The following is a 16,929-nucleotide window of genomic DNA, read 5'->3' as shown; positions in this document are numbered from 1 at the left end:
TTATTTATGTTATGCAATATTATTCTTTAATAAAGTAATTAGCTCTTGTACGAATGAATGTATTTACCTGAAGGGAGATGTTTTATTTGCAAAATAATTTACATGTATTGATAATGGGTGGAGATGCTCGATATCTACATGTGATCCGCATGTTAGCGCAGGAAAACATAACCGTCTACGTGATTGGATATGATCATATTCATTTTAATGAAATAAATGTTCAGCATGTCGAGTTAGAAAGTATTGACCACTCCATTTTAAATGCTATTATACTTCCTGTTGCTGGTACTGATACAAAAGGAAAAGTAGAAGTAACTTATTCAGACAAGTCAATATATTTAACCGAACAGCTTTTATCTTGTACACCATCAAATTGTGTTATTTACACCGGTACTTCCAATAATTACTTAGATCATGCAACAGCTGCTACGAATCGTAAATTAGTTAAACTCTTTGCTCGTGATGATATTGCTATTTATAATTCTATTCCAACCGCTGAAGGTGCACTTAAAATAGCCATAGAAGAAACAGATGTAACAATACATGGCTCTAATGTTAGTATACTTGGATTTGGAAGAGTAGGCATGACGGTCGCAAGATTATTTCAATCGGTTGGTGCACATGTATCTGTCGCAGTTAGAAGCTCCACCGCAATCGCTCGCATTACAGAGATGGGCTTTACGCCCGTTCAGTTGCGTAATTTAAAGCAAGCAATTGAAACAATGGATATTTGTATTAATACCATACCAGATAACGTAGTTGATAAAACCATCATTTCAGCAATGAAGCCAAGTATGTTTATCATTGATTTAGCATCAAAACCCGGAGGAACAGACTTTAACTTTGCAGCAAAACAGGGTATTAAAGCTTCGCATGCACTTGGTCTACCAGGTAAGGTTGCATCAAAGTCCGCTGGGTTAATCATTGCTAATGTTTTATTGAGCTTATTAGAAGAAAGAGCTTAACAATTGTACCATATTACAATGATCACCTTTACGATTCGTATTAAATACTCACGGTTGAAGCGATCGTTTCGTTCATCATGAACTATGAAGCAAATGAGATAGAGACAAAAGTAATCTATATATGGAACAACTAGAAATGATGGTTTGTGTAACTAACTCGCTCCAGAAATATCTTCGCTTTCCACGAGCGAATGGTGAGTCTCTCCTCTTACTGACGCACTTTGGCAGCTCACTGCTACCTTTCCTTTGGAAAGATAAGGAAGGCTTGTAGCAACGTTACTCCACGTAGAAAAAGAGCGCTCTTCTTTCCAAGGAGTCTACGTATATTTCTGGTGATAGAATAGTGTATTGTTCATCATTAGACCTTAAAATGCTGTTTTAAATATGTCCCAACCTCATCCTCATTTCTTTATCTCCATCTCAGGAATATCGTAATTTTGCAACAGTCCCGATTAGAATGAACCGTTTTTTTACTGAAATTTAAACGCAATTCATCTGGCGTAAACCCAACCTCGATGGTAGAAGTAATATTTAATGATTGAATTAAGCGCTTCACTTCTTCATGATCAGACTGTTGAGCAGCACTCATTATCTGCCTATCAAATTCTTTTGAGGTAGATAACTTATTCAGAACGACACGTACGTCATTCATAAGCCTTACCGTTTCATTTGCTGATTCATAGAAAAACTCTATATTAACAGGAGGAAGTTGCTCCCGAACCGGTATATACACAGGATATAAGGTGGTGGGATAATAACTCGGAACATAATAATACATCATACTTCAGCCCCTTTCACAAGGAGATTTACCTATATACTCTTTATATGCAGTAAGTTTCATTTTTGGGACCTCCTTTTATGGAAAGAAAAAGAGAGCAACCTATACTTCAGAAAATTATTTATGTCATTCATACAGGTTTCTACTAGCGGTATCTTGTTAACTTCCATATAGACGAACTACCACTAGTTCCTTTCAAATACGACAATCAAAAAATTTCGCCTTTTAAAGGATACAGTTCAAACTTTACCTGAGTAAACAACATTCTATGAGGAGAATATTTTACATGCTACTACGCTTAAACCACTTGAAAAAGCACTAGATCAAACGAGTAGTTAATAAAAGCTAAACCCGCCCCCAGGTAGATTTTTTACTCTAACAGGGGGGCGATACCTTTATGAATGCGGTCGGCTTTTTTGTTCTAAACGATTTGTAATAATTTTAATAAACTTTCTGCATAGCACTTTTCTACGTTACGCACCTTATTTTGCAACCACGCCACCATCAACTGGTAATTCCACCCCTGTGATATGATAGGCAGCATCTGATGCTAAGAACAACACAGCTTCTGCTACCTCGATTGGCTTACCTAATTGCGGCAATGCAGTTTGTGCAAGGAACCATTGCTTCATATCTTCTCGTTCAAAGAATTCCTCACTCATCGGTGTCTTTATAAATCCTGGATGAACAGAATTCACGCGAATATTGTCTTTTCCATAATCAACGGCAGCAGCTTTCGTTAACATACGTACTCCACCCTTAGATGCGGTGTAAGCACCAGCACCTGAACTACCAGTCAATCCTGCAATGGAAGAAATATTTATGATCGATCCACCTTTATTTTCACGCATATGCGGAATAGCTAATTTTATACCAAGAAATGTACTAGTTAAATTAATATTAATAATTTGATTCCAGCGTGCAAGCGTCAATTCTTCCATTGGTTCTGGCTGAGAAATTCCAGCATTATTTACAAGAATATCTAATTTTCCATGCGTATCAATGGTCGTTTGCATAACACTCTTCCAATCATCCTCTGAGGTAACATCATGTGCTAAAGCTAGCGCCTCACCACCAGCTGCTTTTATTTCATCAACTACCTCTTGAACAGCATTCACTTGAATATCTGTTGCAACTACTTTTGCACCTTCTTTTGCAAAAAGCAATGCTTCTTCTTTTCCCATACCACTACCAGATCCTGTTATAATTGCAACTTTATTTGTAAGCCTTGTCATGCTAATTAGCCCCTTTCAATTTGTGAATTAATCTTAATGATAGTTTCACTATCATTATAACATTATCATTATAGTATTGTTTAAGAAATAGTTCCAATAGAATTGCTCAAAAACGATTCAAATTGACGAATATGAATTAGTTTGCTAGGATTTTTAGATGATATTCATTTATAATTATCATCTTTTCCAAATTTTTTATCCCACATATATTGGTAAATGGGGGATAAACACCCCCCAACTGATTGAAGTTTCACTTTATCCCGCATATAACTGGCAGTAAGACCCCAATTTAAGCAATAAAGCGAAACCAATATGGATAAGTGGGGGATAACCCCCCCTCCAACTGATTGAAGTTTCACTTTATATACATAAAACTTTTATCATTTAAAAAGGAGAAAGATCAATGAATCCGCAGGATAGATGGAAACAAGAAAGAATGGAAGGGAAAATGAAGCGAAGAAATAGTATTATCCTAGCTGCAGAAAAAGTATTTGCTAAAAAAGGTTTTGACAATACGACCATGCAGGAAATTGCCGATGAAGAAAATATTGGAATTGCTACTGTCTTCCGATACTTTCCTAAAAAGGAGAAGCTAATTGTAGCAGTAGCGATTAATATTGTGGAAAAATATATACCTATTTTTCAATCTATTGCTGATATGAATGGTAGTTGTTTAGATAAAATGGAAAGAATGTTTGATTTCTTTATCTCAGAAATAAATGAAGAGAAACTGGAAAATATGCAGCTTCTTGAGGTTTTTAAAAGTTATGCTTCTCTACAAACAGAGCCGTTGGAAGATATTGAAGCATATAATAGGTCGCAAAATAAAATATCAGTGATACTTGCATCCATTATAGAAGATGGGAAACAAGATGGATCTATACGATCTGACATCGATATAAAAAAGGTTCTAACCACTATTACGAATTCGTTTGGGCTCTTTTCTAGAAAGCTGTTGCTTTATGAACGAATCCCTATGCTTAAAGGAGATTTAGAGGCTGAAGAACAATTAAAAATCCTAAAAAATATTTTTATCGATTACTTACAACCAAGCTAACAAACGAAGGAGACTAGTACAGTCGTATTTTACTTAAGAAAATCAGAATGGCTGCAAATGTTCTCAACTAGCATTTGCAGCCATCCGTTTTTTTCTGGTTTTAAATTATTTATTGCGATTTTGATAAATGTTATTCAGCGTTGCCCGCCCTTTTCTTACAAGCTTTTTAAGATCGTACAAACAGAATCTCCTACTTCCGTAGTTGACGCCGTCCCTCCCATATCGGCAGTTAAATTAACCTTGTTAATGAATAAGGCTTCAATAGTTGTTATTACCTTATCATGGATATCCTTTCTACCTAATTGTTCATACAAAAGTGCCAACGACCAGATTTGAGCAATCGGGTTGGCAATACCTTTTCCAGCAATATCTGGAGCTGAACCATGAACTGGCTCAAACATAGAAGGAAACTCACCTGCAGGATTTATGTTTGCAGAAGGGGATATCCCTAAACCTCCTACAATTGCAGATCCTAAATCAGAAAGGATATCACCAAATAAATTCGTTGCTAATACGACTTGAAAATCTTGAGGACGCTGTACAAAGTATGTAGCCAATGCATCTATATAATATTTTTCATATGAAATATCTAGATATTCCCCAGCAACACCCTCTATAATTCTGTCCCAAAATTTCATAGAGTGAATAATCGCATTTGATTTAGTTGCATTCGTAACCTTTGTTAAATTTTGCTTTTGCGCATAGGAAAATGCGAATTCTGCTATTTGTGTAACACCTTGTTTTGTCATTATATTATTTTGGATCGCCAATTCCCTGTGCTCTCCCGCAAACATTATTCCTCCAGCATTAGAGTATTCTCCTTCTGCGTTTTCTCTTATTAGCACAAAATCAATCGGTTTAGTGGATTGGTTACGTATCGGAGTATCCATACCTTTAAGTAATTTAATTGGTCGAAAGTTAACATACTGTTGAAATGATTTTCGAATTGGCATAATTAGTTCCCATAATGTAACATCATCTGGTACTCTTTCATCTCCGATTGCTCCGAAAAGAATCGCATCATATTCCTTAAGCTGCTTTAATCCATTTTCTGGCATCATACGACTGGTTTGTAAATAATAATCCGAATTCCAATTAAATATATCATATGTAATATGAATTGATTCTTTGGTATTAATAATTTCCAATACTTTTAACGCTTCATTCATCACTTCAACACCGATTCCATCACCAGGAATAACAGCTATTTTATAGTCCATATACTGTCCCCTTTCCTTTACAGCCTCTTTGTTAACGTATATGAAAATGAAGGTAGTAAATATGCTACTAAGCAAAACACCAAAGGATCAGAAAACTATACATGAATGAAGGTACTACAATTATCTAAGGTGCATCATCATGATATAAAAAAGTTGACCTTTCATTATTGTAAGGCTAACGTCACATAAATACATAGGTAATACTTCCTTTAGATACTATAATCAAAATTGTAATACTAAACAGTAGGGAGGTTAATCATCATGAAACAATTTATTTCGATATTCATAACGATATTGGAAACTTTTATTAATGGAAAACAGGTTGCTATGAAAATTAATAATGAGTAGCTTTTCATTTAGGAGGGATTGCTCGGTGAAAATAATTGCTGGATTAAGTATAGCAATCATTTTCGTTACCATTTTAACTGGAAGTCAAGGTAACGAAATAGATAATTACCCAAATGATATGATTTTTCATGATCACCATTTCAATAAAACTGGTCCATTTAACATAATAGAAGATGGAGATAAATCATTTCTAATTTTTAATGAGTATATATCTAATAACGACATAAAGAAACGATTAATCGAAAAACTTACAATCGATACTTCTAACCATGTGAACAAAGTTGATCCATCATAAAAATCAGTACGTTTTCAACAATACTCTTCACTTAATTAAACTTGCCTTTCTTTATTAGCTCTTTTAGCGTGTACATGTTATCAGGGACATCAAAATGATGCTCTGATATTATACATACTAGCAGATACAAGGCCACATCCTGGATAGTACTAGGAAGTCCCATAATAAACTAGCCTTATAATTTACATCTAAATACTCTAAATCCTAGTTTTTCTTTGAACCTTTCCATTAATTCTTCATGTAAAACTAATACTTCAAACGTATCTTCATCAACCTTTTCAGATAGATCGAAATCATTTGTATCCTCTAATGTCATTTCTTCCTTTTTTAACTTCGGTTTTTCCACCCGCACGTGATGAAACCCTTCTCGGTACAATTGTTGCTTCCATGCTTCTTCTGTTTGTATTTCCGTAAATCCATAAAATGATGTTAGCATCCTCTTTTCATGATCCCTTAATGTGCGTTCACATACTATTTCTATCGCAATAAAGACTCCACCTGGCTTTAAGATACGAGTGATTTCTGAAAGGGCACGAGTAATTTCTGTAAAGGAAATAACAGATTCTGAAATAACCATATCGTATTCCTCTGATTTCAGTGGCAGCTGCGTGATATCTGCTTTCATGGTTTGAACTGGAAGCTTGCGCAGCTTAAATCGATTTATCGCTTTATCCACCATCATTTGATTATAATCTACGGCAGTAACGGCACATTGGTAAAACCCTGCAAGATATGCCGCCGTTTGACCAGTCCCACATCCTACATCCAAAATCACTGTTGATTCATTAATGCTTTCCTTTTTCAACAGCTCTTTTGTCAACTTCAATCCCCCTGGATGTGCACCTCCAACTCCAAGTTCGGCTAATCCTTCAAGATAATTCACGTTAAAGTCCTCCTTTCATTGTCAGACTATGACAATACAACAATTTCGGTCACAAAAATACATATAGTCTGGAAACGTCTATAAAAAAAGCGCATATGCTATCAAAATAATGATGTAAGGGTGGGGAAAAATGGGAGTTATACGGACAGATCAATGGTTGTTAAAGCACTATAAAACCCCTTTGAAAATCACGGAAAAGATGGAGGATTATTTTGAGCATGCTTACGCTGATGAAATATATGCCCACTTAACCCAATTCGGTATGTACCTGCCACCACTACAAAAACAACGAGTCAGGCAACTTATAAAAAAACAAGTTTGGCAAACCGTAGAGGAAGACTATCAACAGCTAAAAAGACTCTGGAATGGCCCTAGTGTTCCTATTTTCATTTTCCCATCTGATACCACCAACCGTAAGTTAAAAGATGATTATAATAGTAAGGCTGGGCTAACTTTTAAAGATAAACTTTTTTTATTTTTATCCGACACAAATACACCAAATGAAATAAAAGCATTACTTACGCATGAATATAATCATGCCTGTCGATTAACGAACTATTCCAAGGAAGAAGCAGATTATACTTTACTAGACACGATTATTTTAGAGGGGTTGGCAGAAAATGCTGTACGTGAACGGCTAGGTGAAAAATATACAGCATTCTATACAAGTAAATATTCAGATGATATGTTAAACGTTTTTTGGGAAAAACATATTCTACCTCATAACCAACTATCAAAAAAAAGTAGAAAACATCATCACATTCTTTATGGACTTCAATTTTATCCATTCATGATGGGTTATTCCGTTGGCAATTATCTAGTTAAAAAATACCTGGAAAAACATCGAGCTACTAGTCAGGAATTGCTAACATTAACTAGTGAAAAGATAGCAGAGCTAGATAATGTTGATATTAGGGGTTGAGTCGATTAAATAAATACAATCCCATAAAATTAATTATGGGATTGCTTGTACTTTGGAATAATCAGCAAAAACATTGCAGCAATAATAATGACCACAGTAACTATCAATACAGTTAAGATATTGGACGGACTTTCCGTTGGCTGTATCTCTTGTTTTCGGATAGTATTTCGATCTTGCTTTGAAAAAAGTGCTAATTGATCTGCTTTTGCTATAATCGTATTTGCTTCTAGTCGAGAAATTTGGAATAATTGCTCCCTTAACTGCATACTATCTGTTTGATCCTGCTTTTGGAATGTTAAATGTTTTTGTTCCTCTGGTAATTCTCCTCTTTTGCTTACATCATTTTGATATGATTTTTTTATTTCTATTTCCTTTTCTTTGTATTCATTAGGTTCCGGTGTATCGCTTCCTTCAGCAAAAACGGGACTACACCAGAAATAAGCTACTAGAACGAGTAAACTAAAGTGCTTCTTCTTCATCCTCATCCACCTTAGACTTATTTTTAAACTGCTGAATCGTGTAAATAAGAGCTGACATGAGTAACGATATTAAGGCTAGTATGAACATAGCTAAATAGGTGGATTCGCCTGTACCATATTGTAAAGAAATATATACATCCGTTATCGGATTATTAAATCGAAACTCCGGTACAATTAGATCTACTAAAGGTGAAATAAAAAACACGATCATCATCATACTTGTTATCCAACCGACAAATTGACCAATAAATAATCCCCCACGAACTATGTTTGCACAGGTAACCAACAACAATATAGTAAATAGCGACCATTGCATAGCTCTAGCATTATCTAATGAATACATGTTCAATCCATAAATACTAATAATCAACCCTACAGCTATATTTAAGAGCAAGAACAGTCCGCCTTGAACAAGATAGGATGTATTGGAATAGTAATTACTTAAAAAACCAATTAATAAACCACTTAATAAAATAATGATAAACATTATTACTGGTGGAATCCTATCTTCTGTTTCTGCTTTTACTTGACCATTCAGCTGTCCTTCCACTTGTACAGGATTTGATAAATAATTGAAAACAAGTGGATTTACTTGTCCATCCACAATTGTATTTCCTAGGATATCATAGATTTCATTCCGTACCTTTTCAGATGAAGCAACGTTTTGTGACCATTTATTATTTAATTCATCTGATTGCTGCTGAACCGTATTTACTTGTTCCTGTAGCTCTTCTGTGGAGGAAGTTATTTGATTTTGGTTTTCATTTAGTTTATTTAACAGTTCAGCCATATGCTCTAAATCAGACATGGTACCTTGCTGAATTTCGACCATCATTTCTCCATCTAATTGTTCTAGGACAGGAGATATCTTCCATTCAAAGGTATGATCGTTAATTTTCTGTAGTTTCTCTGTAATATTAGCTGAACCAAGCTCCATTTCTTCTATAATACTTTTAATATTTGTTTTTCCTTGATTCAGTTTATCATTATAAGAAGCAAATAAATCTTCTGTGTTTTTAATTAATTCACTAAGACCTATCCTTTCTTCTCCTACTGATTTTGATGAATTAATAGCGTTTAAATTCTTGCCAAATACATCATTGAGTTTTGTATAATAATTTGAATTTAAAGTAGTTAATGTATGTAATTCCTTCTCAAAAACGCTCAAAATGTCATTATTTACTTTTTTCTTTTGATTTAATGTATTCATGTAGACTGATAACTCTTCTGAATACACAATTAAAGAAATAAGTGGTTTATTATCCAATTTTAATTTTTCAAACTCACCCTTTAAAAACTCCCTTCTTTCATCAGATATTTCTTTACTTACTAATATTTTGTTTTGTTTCTCTTCAATGTTGTTAACTAATTTCAAAATGGGCTCTTCTATCTGATCCATCAGTTTTTTATAAGTTTTATTCCATTCATTGACGTGTTCTTCCCATACATCAATAATTTCATTAGGATTTGGATTGTTAGATTGCAATTCTACTAAAGCATTTAACTCCGTATCTAATTTTGCGAAGTTATTGACTATATTATTCCAGTCAGCCTTATCTTCTTTAGGAATTTCCGGCTCTTCCTCACTTGCGGCTGAAAACTGATCAATAGCCTTACCCAACTCTGCCATATGTTCACTCAGTTTTGCTAAATCAATTGTAATAACTTCATTCACATTAGGAGCTGTTGGAATATCAATGATATCTCTTTTTAAACCTTTTAAATTACGTATAGCTTTGTCTAGTTTAGTATTTGGTTCGTTTAAAAATTTATCTTTATACGTATTTATTTTTAATAAAAGTAATTCATATTTTTTTGCTTGTATTTCATTCCACTTATCCACATAGTTTCTACCGTGTACTACATTATTCTTTAAATGTTCAAAATTACCCAATAATTGATTTCGATTTTCTTTAAATAGCACCGATTGCTGCTTAAACTGTTCTTCAATTGAAGTTATACTTTCTTCAAGAGCCTGATGATATCTCGTCAATCCTTCATGAAATGCCTCTTGGTTTTCATCTAGATATATTTCTAATAAACGCTGTTGTTTCTTTTGCGTTTCTTTATATTCATTTAATGCTTTGGCAAAGGACTTCATTTTGTTTTCGACTTTTTCAGCAGTATGAACATTGCTTGATGATATCTCATCAACTTGACTCGTATCCTTTAATATGTTTTTCAAGTTAGATTTATGTACATCTATTTCATACGCTAATGTTTTTGACGAAGGTGTATAGAAGGAATACATTGCATCTTGAAAAGCAATTTCTTTTTCAACAATTAAATCAAACTGATCCCGAATATGATTGACCTGCTGAGAAACATAATTCCAATATAACGATATCATTTCTTGATTAATTATATTTTTAGCATTCGCCATTTGCCTATGGATTCGTTGTCGTTCCTTCGCTTCCAAATTAGGCTGAATTACATAATGAAGTGATGCCTTTGTCGGCTGATTCTCTTTAAAGGTCATTATATTTTTGGAGTAATTGGAAGGGATATACATAATCGCATCGTAATTTTTATTAGCAAGCCCCTGCTCTGCTGTACTTCGATTAACTACGGTCCATGAGTAATCCTCCTGATCTTTTAATAGGATAGGTATTTCATGCCCAAGATTAATCGACTGTAATTCACTTTCATATCCAGTATCTTCATTAACAATTGCCACACTTCGAATACTTGACTCTTCTTCCAGAATAATTCTAGGTTGACTATCCACATAACGAAATAATAGAAGTGGTAATAGTAATATAATTAGTACCTTCATGCTTAACCCTATGGATGCTTTCATTCCCTTGTCCATTTAATAGGTCACCCCTTCAAGGTCATAGCGTGGAATCTGAATTTTTATTGGGTTACCGTTTTTTACATAATAGCCAAAACCTGCTTTAATTTCTTGTTCATTACGTGTATATGGTAATGAAAGCAAGTTTTGCTCAGATTTTTTCATGAGTAAGATTGCTTGTTTCACTTGTTTGACTTCATTTGTAAATGGATCAAACCCTTTGGAAAATTCATTCGCACCACCAGAGACGATAACACTAAACCCAAGATGACTATTATGCTTCATAAAATTTGCTAATTTTGTTTGGAGCATAGTATCCAATTTCTGCTGAAAATTACTCATTCCGTCAATCATAAGTATATATGGAGAAAATAAGATTTTTGCTGTTTTTCTTTCCATCAAAGCTTCCCTATATGTTTGCTCTCGACGTTCAAACTCTCGTTCAATTTCTTTCAACCATGTTATTAATTCTTCCTTCGTTTCCATATAATTAACGGAATCTTCCTCTACATAGTTTGCTAATGAATGGTTAATAGAATCAAATAATCCAATTGTAGCTTTCTCCTTCATTCGATGGATAATAACTTTGCACACATTTGATTTACCTTTTTGTGCATCGCCAAGAATCAGGCAATGTCGATTTGTTTGCCAGTCCAGATACACAGGTTTTACATTTGCTTCATCCAAGCCAATTGCCGGGGTTTGTCCAGACAATTGAACATCTGAACGATTAAGAAATGATTGATATGATAACTTATGTGGTAACATCGGAATCGACTTTGGCTTCGGAGCATCTACATAGGTTTTATTTAGTAGTTGAATTATTCCTTTAATGCCTGTTAATACCTCAACATCACTTTCGCCACTTGAAGGCAGATAAATTTGCGCAAGAAATGGCTCTTCATTCTTAATATAAACTCTTCCAGGAATTTCCTCTGTTTCATATGCGGTTTTTCCAAGGATCGCATATTTATCCGACGTATCCATCAAGTAATGCACAATTTTTGTTTTCAGATTACTCATCAACGCATGCTTTACCGCGTTGGTTCGTGAAGCAGTCAGAATTGTATAAATACCAAGCGATTGACCATCTCTAGCAATTTGGATAAAGCGATTTTCTATTTCCTGCAATTCTTCTTTTACTAAATCATAGTTATCAATCACGATAAAGATAATTGGTAACTCCTCTTCTACTAAAGCATTATACATTTTAATATTACTAACTTCCTGATCCCTAAATAACTGCTTTCGCTCTTCCATCTGTGCTGACATAAAAGTGAAGAACTTCTCAATCTTTCTATGGTCATCTGACCGAAAATAATCTCCAGTTTGTGGCAGTTGTTGTAGTGGTAGAAGTGCTCCATTTCCAAAATCAAAAATATAATAGTTCATCTTTTCAGGGCTATTCTTCATTGAGAAACGAAGTAAAAATGTAAGTAGTGTCGTTGATTTCCCATAGCCTGAAGAGCCGAAAATACCAATGTTTCCATCGTCCATGACACGATAAAGATAACTAGTCTGTCTTTGTTGATCAGGTTCATCTACCAAACCTATCTCGTACGCATTATCTGCTACAATGTTGTCCTCTGTTTTTGTAATTCTCTGTGGGAGAGGAGGTAGCCAAGGACTTTGTAATTTGCGGATTTGCAATTCCTCTTGCACCTTGGAGATTTCCTCTACCACTGCATCTATTTCCGTTTTCTTATGCCTTGCTCCACTTTCTTCTGTTGAAACCTCTGATAAAGGAATAAGACCTAAGTCTGTAACCAACGCAACTTCATCCTCCGTACCAAACGCATCCTTTGTATATGGTCCCCCACTCCACGCGGATTGAAAAAGTTCATATACCTCATTATTTCCAACTTGTAAATATCCTCGTCCAGTGGTTGTGATTTTTGACGCATCACCATTCTTCAGAACCTCTTTGCTATCACTTTCCTCTTGAACTTTTAAAGCAATCTTGAACCGTGCATTGCTCCAAATTTGGTCATCAATAATACCACCAGGTTTTTGCGTAGCAAGAATTAAGTGTACTCCCAAACTTCTTCCAATTCGTGCAGCACTAACTAATTCTCTAATAAATTCCGGTTCTTCTCTCTTTAGCTCTGCAAATTCATCAGAGATTAAAAAGAGATGCGGCATTGGTTCCACGGCATCCCCTCGCTTATATAGAAGCATATAATCATGAATATGATTTACTTCATGGAGATCAAATAAACGCTGCCGTCTTCTCAATTCACTTTTAATTGAAGCAAGTGCTCGTTTACTAAAATTATTACTCCCTTCAATGTTTGTGATTGTACCTAATAAATGCGGAATGTGTTTAAATGGCTGAGCCATCCCACCACCCTTATAATCTATTAATAGAAAAGCTACCTCGTAAGGATGAAAATGAACAGCTAAAGATAAAATATAGGTTTGTAGAAATTCACTTTTTCCTGAGCCCGTTGTACCAGCTAACAAACCATGTGGTCCATGTGCTTTTTCATGTAGGTTTAATAATACGTGATCATCTTTTCCTTTAAGACCAACTGGTACAGCAAGTGATTTGGCGGACTGATTCTCTCGCCACTTATTGGCAATGTCTAAACAACGAATATCTGCTGATTGAAATAATTGTAAGAAGGTTACTTTCTCTGGAATTGAATTGTTCATCCCTAATTGATGATCCAAAGATCTCAGCGTTCGCGCAAAGGTTTCATTATCCTGTTTTTGATGCCCGTCAAGTTTAAATGGTATATGTACGGCTTTTTGATGTTGAATCAAGATATCTCCTTGCTGATCATCAATGTATCTTACCAAGGTGTGTATATGCTCCGATAAGCTTTCTTTCGTATCTGCTGCAAAAATAGTTGAGATGCCAATTGAAGCGTGTTCACCTTCTAAATATTCTAATATAGCATGTTCAGAAATTAACTGACGGTTCGTAATGATAAACACAAAATGCGGAGAAAAGGTTATTTTACCCTTTTCTTCGTCTAAATCTCGTTCCTTTAACATTTCATAAATGGAAGAAAGTAGTTGATCACGTGTCTGTTCATTATAAATGAATCCTTTAGCGTATGTATGTGGTAACTGAAAATGTGGCAACCATTTCATCCACTCCCATTGCTTATACTCTTCCTCATGAAATATAGTTACAAATCGAATATCATGATAGCTTTGGGAAAAACTTAATTGACCAACAATTTGCTGAATTTCCTTCTTTACGATTGAATCTTTACCAACCATTCCCATTGAACCTTGGGATAGATCAATAACTAATGGTACATTATTGACATACTTATAATGGGCAACAAGCTCCTGTGATTTTTCCAATAAATCATCCATTTCTTGGTTGGACATATCACTTCGTTGGACAGAAACATCGTAGGTAGATGGCACTCTTGCTCTACCAATACGAAACCGCAAAAAGTCATTACTTACTAATGTTCGTTCCCAGATACGATCACTAATTTCTTTTGTCAAATACTTCATGCGTTCAAATGAAGGGAAATGATAATAAAGTACCTCACGCTGTTTATTCGATAACTGGTAAAGTTCTTCACGCTTATTTTTTAAATAGCGTGTATATAACCTTTTTCGCTTTTCCTGCTTCTTAAGCTGATTTTTCTTTTCTTTAAAATATTGTACAGTAGAAGTTATTAGCGATGTACCAAACATTGCTAGAGAAATCAAAATAAAAATACCTCGTGGACGTAACAAGGCTACAACCCCCATAACAATAAGCATCATGAGCGGAGGTAAAATAATTAGCCAGATTCCTCGTCTTTCATCATCAATTTCCTCAGAAGGAAACGAAAAAGCAACTTTATCATCGGGCATTTCATAAATCATACGAGGTGTTCTACGAAACGATGGATACTTTTCCTTCATAACCGATGTTGGCTCTTTCATTTCTGTTAATTCTATAGAAAATTGATTATGCGCGTAAACGGTTAAGATATCGTTTTTCTTAATAGAAAAGAATATATATTGATGTAACAATTTATCGCCATACTGTATGGGTGTTACTCCTTTGACAATTTCACCATTTCGAAAAACAGAATCGTTAGTAGGTTGTAATATCCACGAACCATCATGCCTTACTAAGGAAAAATCACGTATGATCAGCTCCGAATGGTTGCCAATGTAATAGTCTTTTTCTTGATACTCCTGGTATCGATAAACAAGCTTTATCATTTGATTGTTTATGTTTAATTCATGCGGCTTGTCGGGTTCAATTTCACCTTTAAAATGCCCGCCATGAAATACTTCCAACTTTTGAACGCCCGTTTTACGAATTAAGATCTTTGATGAGTCTAAGGAGATGGATTGAATCGTAATTGTGTCGCTTAAACTATTCCCTATTAAAATATCTTGTAATCCGCTAAGTGATTGGTATTGATAGGACCCATTATAAAATAACCACAGATGCTCCATAAGATCACCTCCTGTTGTAAACTGTGTTTAATCGCCATTGTTTGATTTCGCTTCTTCATCAATTGGTGGTTCGTCTTGCCCTGAGCTACCCTCCTGGACTTGATCCATTGTTTCTTGATAGTCATCTATTTCTCGTTCAATTTTATTTAGTCTTTCCTCTCTTTCATCTCCACTAAGCTCTTGATCTATTTTTAATGCTTCACGTTGTTTTAATAGACCATACACGATTAAATCTCGGTCCTCCAATAACCTAGCGGTGTCAATTGCTTCTTGATAGTTACCACGTCCAATATTAATCCAATAAGAGAAATATCGCTCATCAGACTGTAAAGTAATGGTATTTTGAACATTTTGTTTTTGATTTTCTGTTAATGATTCATTAACAATGTAAGAGGAAGCAAGCTGATATTTCACTCCATAAGGCATAGATGCTTCATCATAGTTTTCAAGCGTTGTTACCACAGAACTATACTGTTCTTCCATAAATGACCGGTTACTATCTATATAAGCGTTTGTCTGCGGGATTTTGAAAAACAGTGCAAATAAACTATAGAAAAGCGTTGGGATTAATAATAGAGATACAGCGATCAAAGTGTAGCGTTGTACTTTCCATTTTTTTGCTGGCACATGTAATACAGACTGCTCATCTTTCTCTTTATTTTGTAATTGATGAGTGATAATCGACTGTAACTGTTCATAAGTTTCTGCATCCATAATTTGCTTTGCAATTGGCGACAGATCAAGTGTTTCATGGTGTTTTACATAGGAAGCGAAATCAATTTTATTATCTGCTATCTCCGCAATAACTGCCCTAACTTCTCTCCATAACCTTTCATCATTATCTTCATAAGGTGGTATGCTTTCACTTACACCATAATGTAAAAAATGGGGATTCAATCCATAGTCAAACAATATATTCTCAGGACAAACAATAATTTTTAATCGTTTTAAGGCATGTTTTTGTATATGTTGAACTAAGTTATATGCAAACTGCCACTGTGCCTGTTCACTCTTGGAGTATAGTTTATGAAAAGCATGATAAGATTTAGGTGGCGACAGATAGATTTTTAATTCGTCTTCCGTTCGAACTATTTCTTTACGGATCTCTTGATTAATGGACTTTAACCATTCAATTTCTAATTGATCGTTAAGTTTTACTTTTGCACGGTGAAAACTGATTTCTATTTTTCCATGTTCATACGAAATAGCTGCGTCTGTTTGTTTCTCTAAATATGTAAGCTCCTCAGACATTTCTTTGCTCCTTTAAACTATCAATTCCATCTAGTATCTTTATAGGATTTCGATACAGTCTCCTGTTGTAATGCCACATGCTTGTAAGGTTAACCCACCATTATAAACACGTTCCTTATTTTTTACGCGTATCCAATGTCCTTCTCTTGGTTTTCCTTCTATTTGTTTCGCCTGCCATGTGATATCAATCAGCTGTTTAATCATAAATTGATCAGATAATCGCAGTTCTATATTTTCTTGATGATAGCGTTCAATATTAACCGTGACATGTATATACATG

13 protein-coding genes are annotated in these 16,929 nt (G+C 34.7%); 4 read left to right on the top strand and 9 right to left on the bottom strand.

The features are described from left to right. Positions 1 to 86 precede the first annotated feature (86 nt). Entirely contained in the window at positions 87 to 965 is an 879-nt protein-coding gene (dpsA, locus tag Q1A47_RS01590; protein ID WP_166529958.1) for a dipicolinate synthase subunit DpsA, read from the top strand. A gap of 409 nt (positions 966 to 1,374) precedes the next feature. On the opposite strand, the gene Q1A47_RS01585 is transcribed toward dpsA, so the two are convergent. Both Q1A47_RS01585 and Q1A47_RS01580 read right to left on the bottom strand, forming a co-directional pair. Next, the gene (locus tag Q1A47_RS01585) at positions 1,375 to 1,746 is read right to left on the bottom strand and encodes a hypothetical protein (protein WP_121605003.1); all 372 of its coding nucleotides are present in this window, start codon (positions 1,744 to 1,746) and stop codon (positions 1,375 to 1,377) included. Between the two features lie 479 nt (positions 1,747 to 2,225). Next, complete coding sequence (locus tag Q1A47_RS01580; protein WP_026682166.1) at positions 2,226 to 2,978, bottom strand: SDR family NAD(P)-dependent oxidoreductase; 753 nt, start codon at positions 2,976 to 2,978, stop codon at positions 2,226 to 2,228. 403 nt (positions 2,979 to 3,381) lie between these two features. Here Q1A47_RS01580 and Q1A47_RS01575 point away from each other — a divergent pair, with 403 nt between their 5' ends. Beyond that, positions 3,382 to 4,035, top strand: a complete 654-nt coding sequence (locus Q1A47_RS01575) for a TetR/AcrR family transcriptional regulator (RefSeq protein WP_026682167.1) — start codon at positions 3,382 to 3,384, stop codon at positions 4,033 to 4,035. 155 nt (positions 4,036 to 4,190) lie between these two features. Here Q1A47_RS01575 and Q1A47_RS01570 read toward each other — a convergent pair whose 3' ends face one another. Beyond that, positions 4,191 to 5,255 carry an isocitrate/isopropylmalate dehydrogenase family protein gene (locus Q1A47_RS01570; RefSeq protein ID WP_166529957.1) on the bottom strand — a complete coding sequence of 355 codons (1,065 nt, stop codon included), beginning with the start codon at positions 5,253 to 5,255 and terminating at the stop codon, positions 4,191 to 4,193. Positions 5,256 to 5,595: 340 nt separating this feature from the next. Between Q1A47_RS01570 and Q1A47_RS01565 the strand changes: the two genes are divergently transcribed. Continuing rightward, a complete protein-coding gene (locus Q1A47_RS01565; protein ID WP_166529956.1) occupies positions 5,596 to 5,898 on the top strand; it encodes a hypothetical protein in 303 nt (100 codons plus the stop codon). A 175-nt stretch (positions 5,899 to 6,073) separates the two neighbouring features. Here Q1A47_RS01565 and Q1A47_RS01560 read toward each other — a convergent pair whose 3' ends face one another. Next, positions 6,074 to 6,781, bottom strand: a complete 708-nt coding sequence (locus Q1A47_RS01560; RefSeq protein ID WP_166529955.1) for a class I SAM-dependent methyltransferase — start codon at positions 6,779 to 6,781, stop codon at positions 6,074 to 6,076. Positions 6,782 to 6,911: 130 nt separating this feature from the next. Between Q1A47_RS01560 and Q1A47_RS01555 the strand changes: the two genes are divergently transcribed. After that, the gene (locus tag Q1A47_RS01555) at positions 6,912 to 7,703 is read left to right on the top strand and encodes a DUF2268 domain-containing protein (protein WP_026682171.1); all 792 of its coding nucleotides are present in this window, start codon (positions 6,912 to 6,914) and stop codon (positions 7,701 to 7,703) included. A gap of 29 nt (positions 7,704 to 7,732) precedes the next feature. On the opposite strand, the gene essA is transcribed toward Q1A47_RS01555, so the two are convergent. From essA to Q1A47_RS01530, 5 genes are read right to left on the bottom strand one after another with little or no spacing between them, the layout of a single operon-like run. Continuing rightward, entirely contained in the window at positions 7,733 to 8,182 is a 450-nt protein-coding gene (essA, locus tag Q1A47_RS01550) for a type VII secretion protein EssA (protein WP_026682172.1), read from the bottom strand. After that, the gene (gene esaA, locus Q1A47_RS01545; protein WP_026682173.1) at positions 8,163 to 10,994 is read right to left on the bottom strand and encodes a type VII secretion protein EsaA; all 2,832 of its coding nucleotides are present in this window, start codon (positions 10,992 to 10,994) and stop codon (positions 8,163 to 8,165) included. Before esaA ends, essA begins: the two co-directional genes overlap by 20 nt. Further along, complete coding sequence (gene essC, locus Q1A47_RS01540; RefSeq protein WP_166529954.1) at positions 10,995 to 15,398, bottom strand: type VII secretion protein EssC; 4,404 nt, start codon at positions 15,396 to 15,398, stop codon at positions 10,995 to 10,997. A 27-nt stretch (positions 15,399 to 15,425) separates the two neighbouring features. Next, complete coding sequence (gene essB / locus Q1A47_RS01535; RefSeq protein ID WP_026682175.1) at positions 15,426 to 16,649, bottom strand: type VII secretion protein EssB; 1,224 nt, start codon at positions 16,647 to 16,649, stop codon at positions 15,426 to 15,428. A gap of 39 nt (positions 16,650 to 16,688) precedes the next feature. Further along, positions 16,689 to 16,928 (bottom strand): EsaB/YukD family protein, encoded by a 240-nt coding sequence (locus Q1A47_RS01530; RefSeq protein WP_026682176.1) that lies wholly within the window; start codon positions 16,926 to 16,928, stop codon positions 16,689 to 16,691. Position 16,929: the final 1 nt, after the last annotated feature.

The organism is uncultured Virgibacillus sp. (genome assembly GCF_947495635.1).
GTDB classification, from domain to species: Bacteria; Bacillota; Bacilli; order Bacillales; family Amphibacillaceae; genus Virgibacillus; species Virgibacillus salarius.
Note: the sequence above shows the minus strand (reverse complement) of the source record. Positions and strands in the feature narration are given on the sequence as shown.

Bases quoted from the DNA above. Each gene is read 5' to 3' on its own strand.
- essC (WP_166529954.1), bottom strand. From the start codon at position 15,398: ATGGAGCATCTGTGGTTATTTTATAATGGGTCCTATCAATACCAATCA.
- Q1A47_RS01565 (WP_166529956.1), top strand. From the start codon at position 5,596: ATGAGTAGCTTTTCATTTAGGAGGGATTGCTCGGTGAAAATAATTGCT.
- Q1A47_RS01530 (WP_026682176.1), bottom strand. From the start codon at position 16,928: ATGTATATACATGTCACGGTTAATATTGAACGCTATCATCAAGAAAAT.
- essA (WP_026682172.1), bottom strand. From the start codon at position 8,182: ATGAAGAAGAAGCACTTTAGTTTACTCGTTCTAGTAGCTTATTTCTGG.
- Q1A47_RS01575 (WP_026682167.1), top strand. From the start codon at position 3,382: ATGAATCCGCAGGATAGATGGAAACAAGAAAGAATGGAAGGGAAAATG.
- Q1A47_RS01585 (WP_121605003.1), bottom strand. From the start codon at position 1,746: ATGATGTATTATTATGTTCCGAGTTATTATCCCACCACCTTATATCCT.
- essB (WP_026682175.1), bottom strand. From the start codon at position 16,649: ATGTCTGAGGAGCTTACATATTTAGAGAAACAAACAGACGCAGCTATT.
- Q1A47_RS01580 (WP_026682166.1), bottom strand. From the start codon at position 2,978: ATGACAAGGCTTACAAATAAAGTTGCAATTATAACAGGATCTGGTAGT.
- esaA (WP_026682173.1), bottom strand. From the start codon at position 10,994: ATGGACAAGGGAATGAAAGCATCCATAGGGTTAAGCATGAAGGTACTA.
- Q1A47_RS01555 (WP_026682171.1), top strand. From the start codon at position 6,912: ATGGGAGTTATACGGACAGATCAATGGTTGTTAAAGCACTATAAAACC.
- Q1A47_RS01570 (WP_166529957.1), bottom strand. From the start codon at position 5,255: ATGGACTATAAAATAGCTGTTATTCCTGGTGATGGAATCGGTGTTGAA.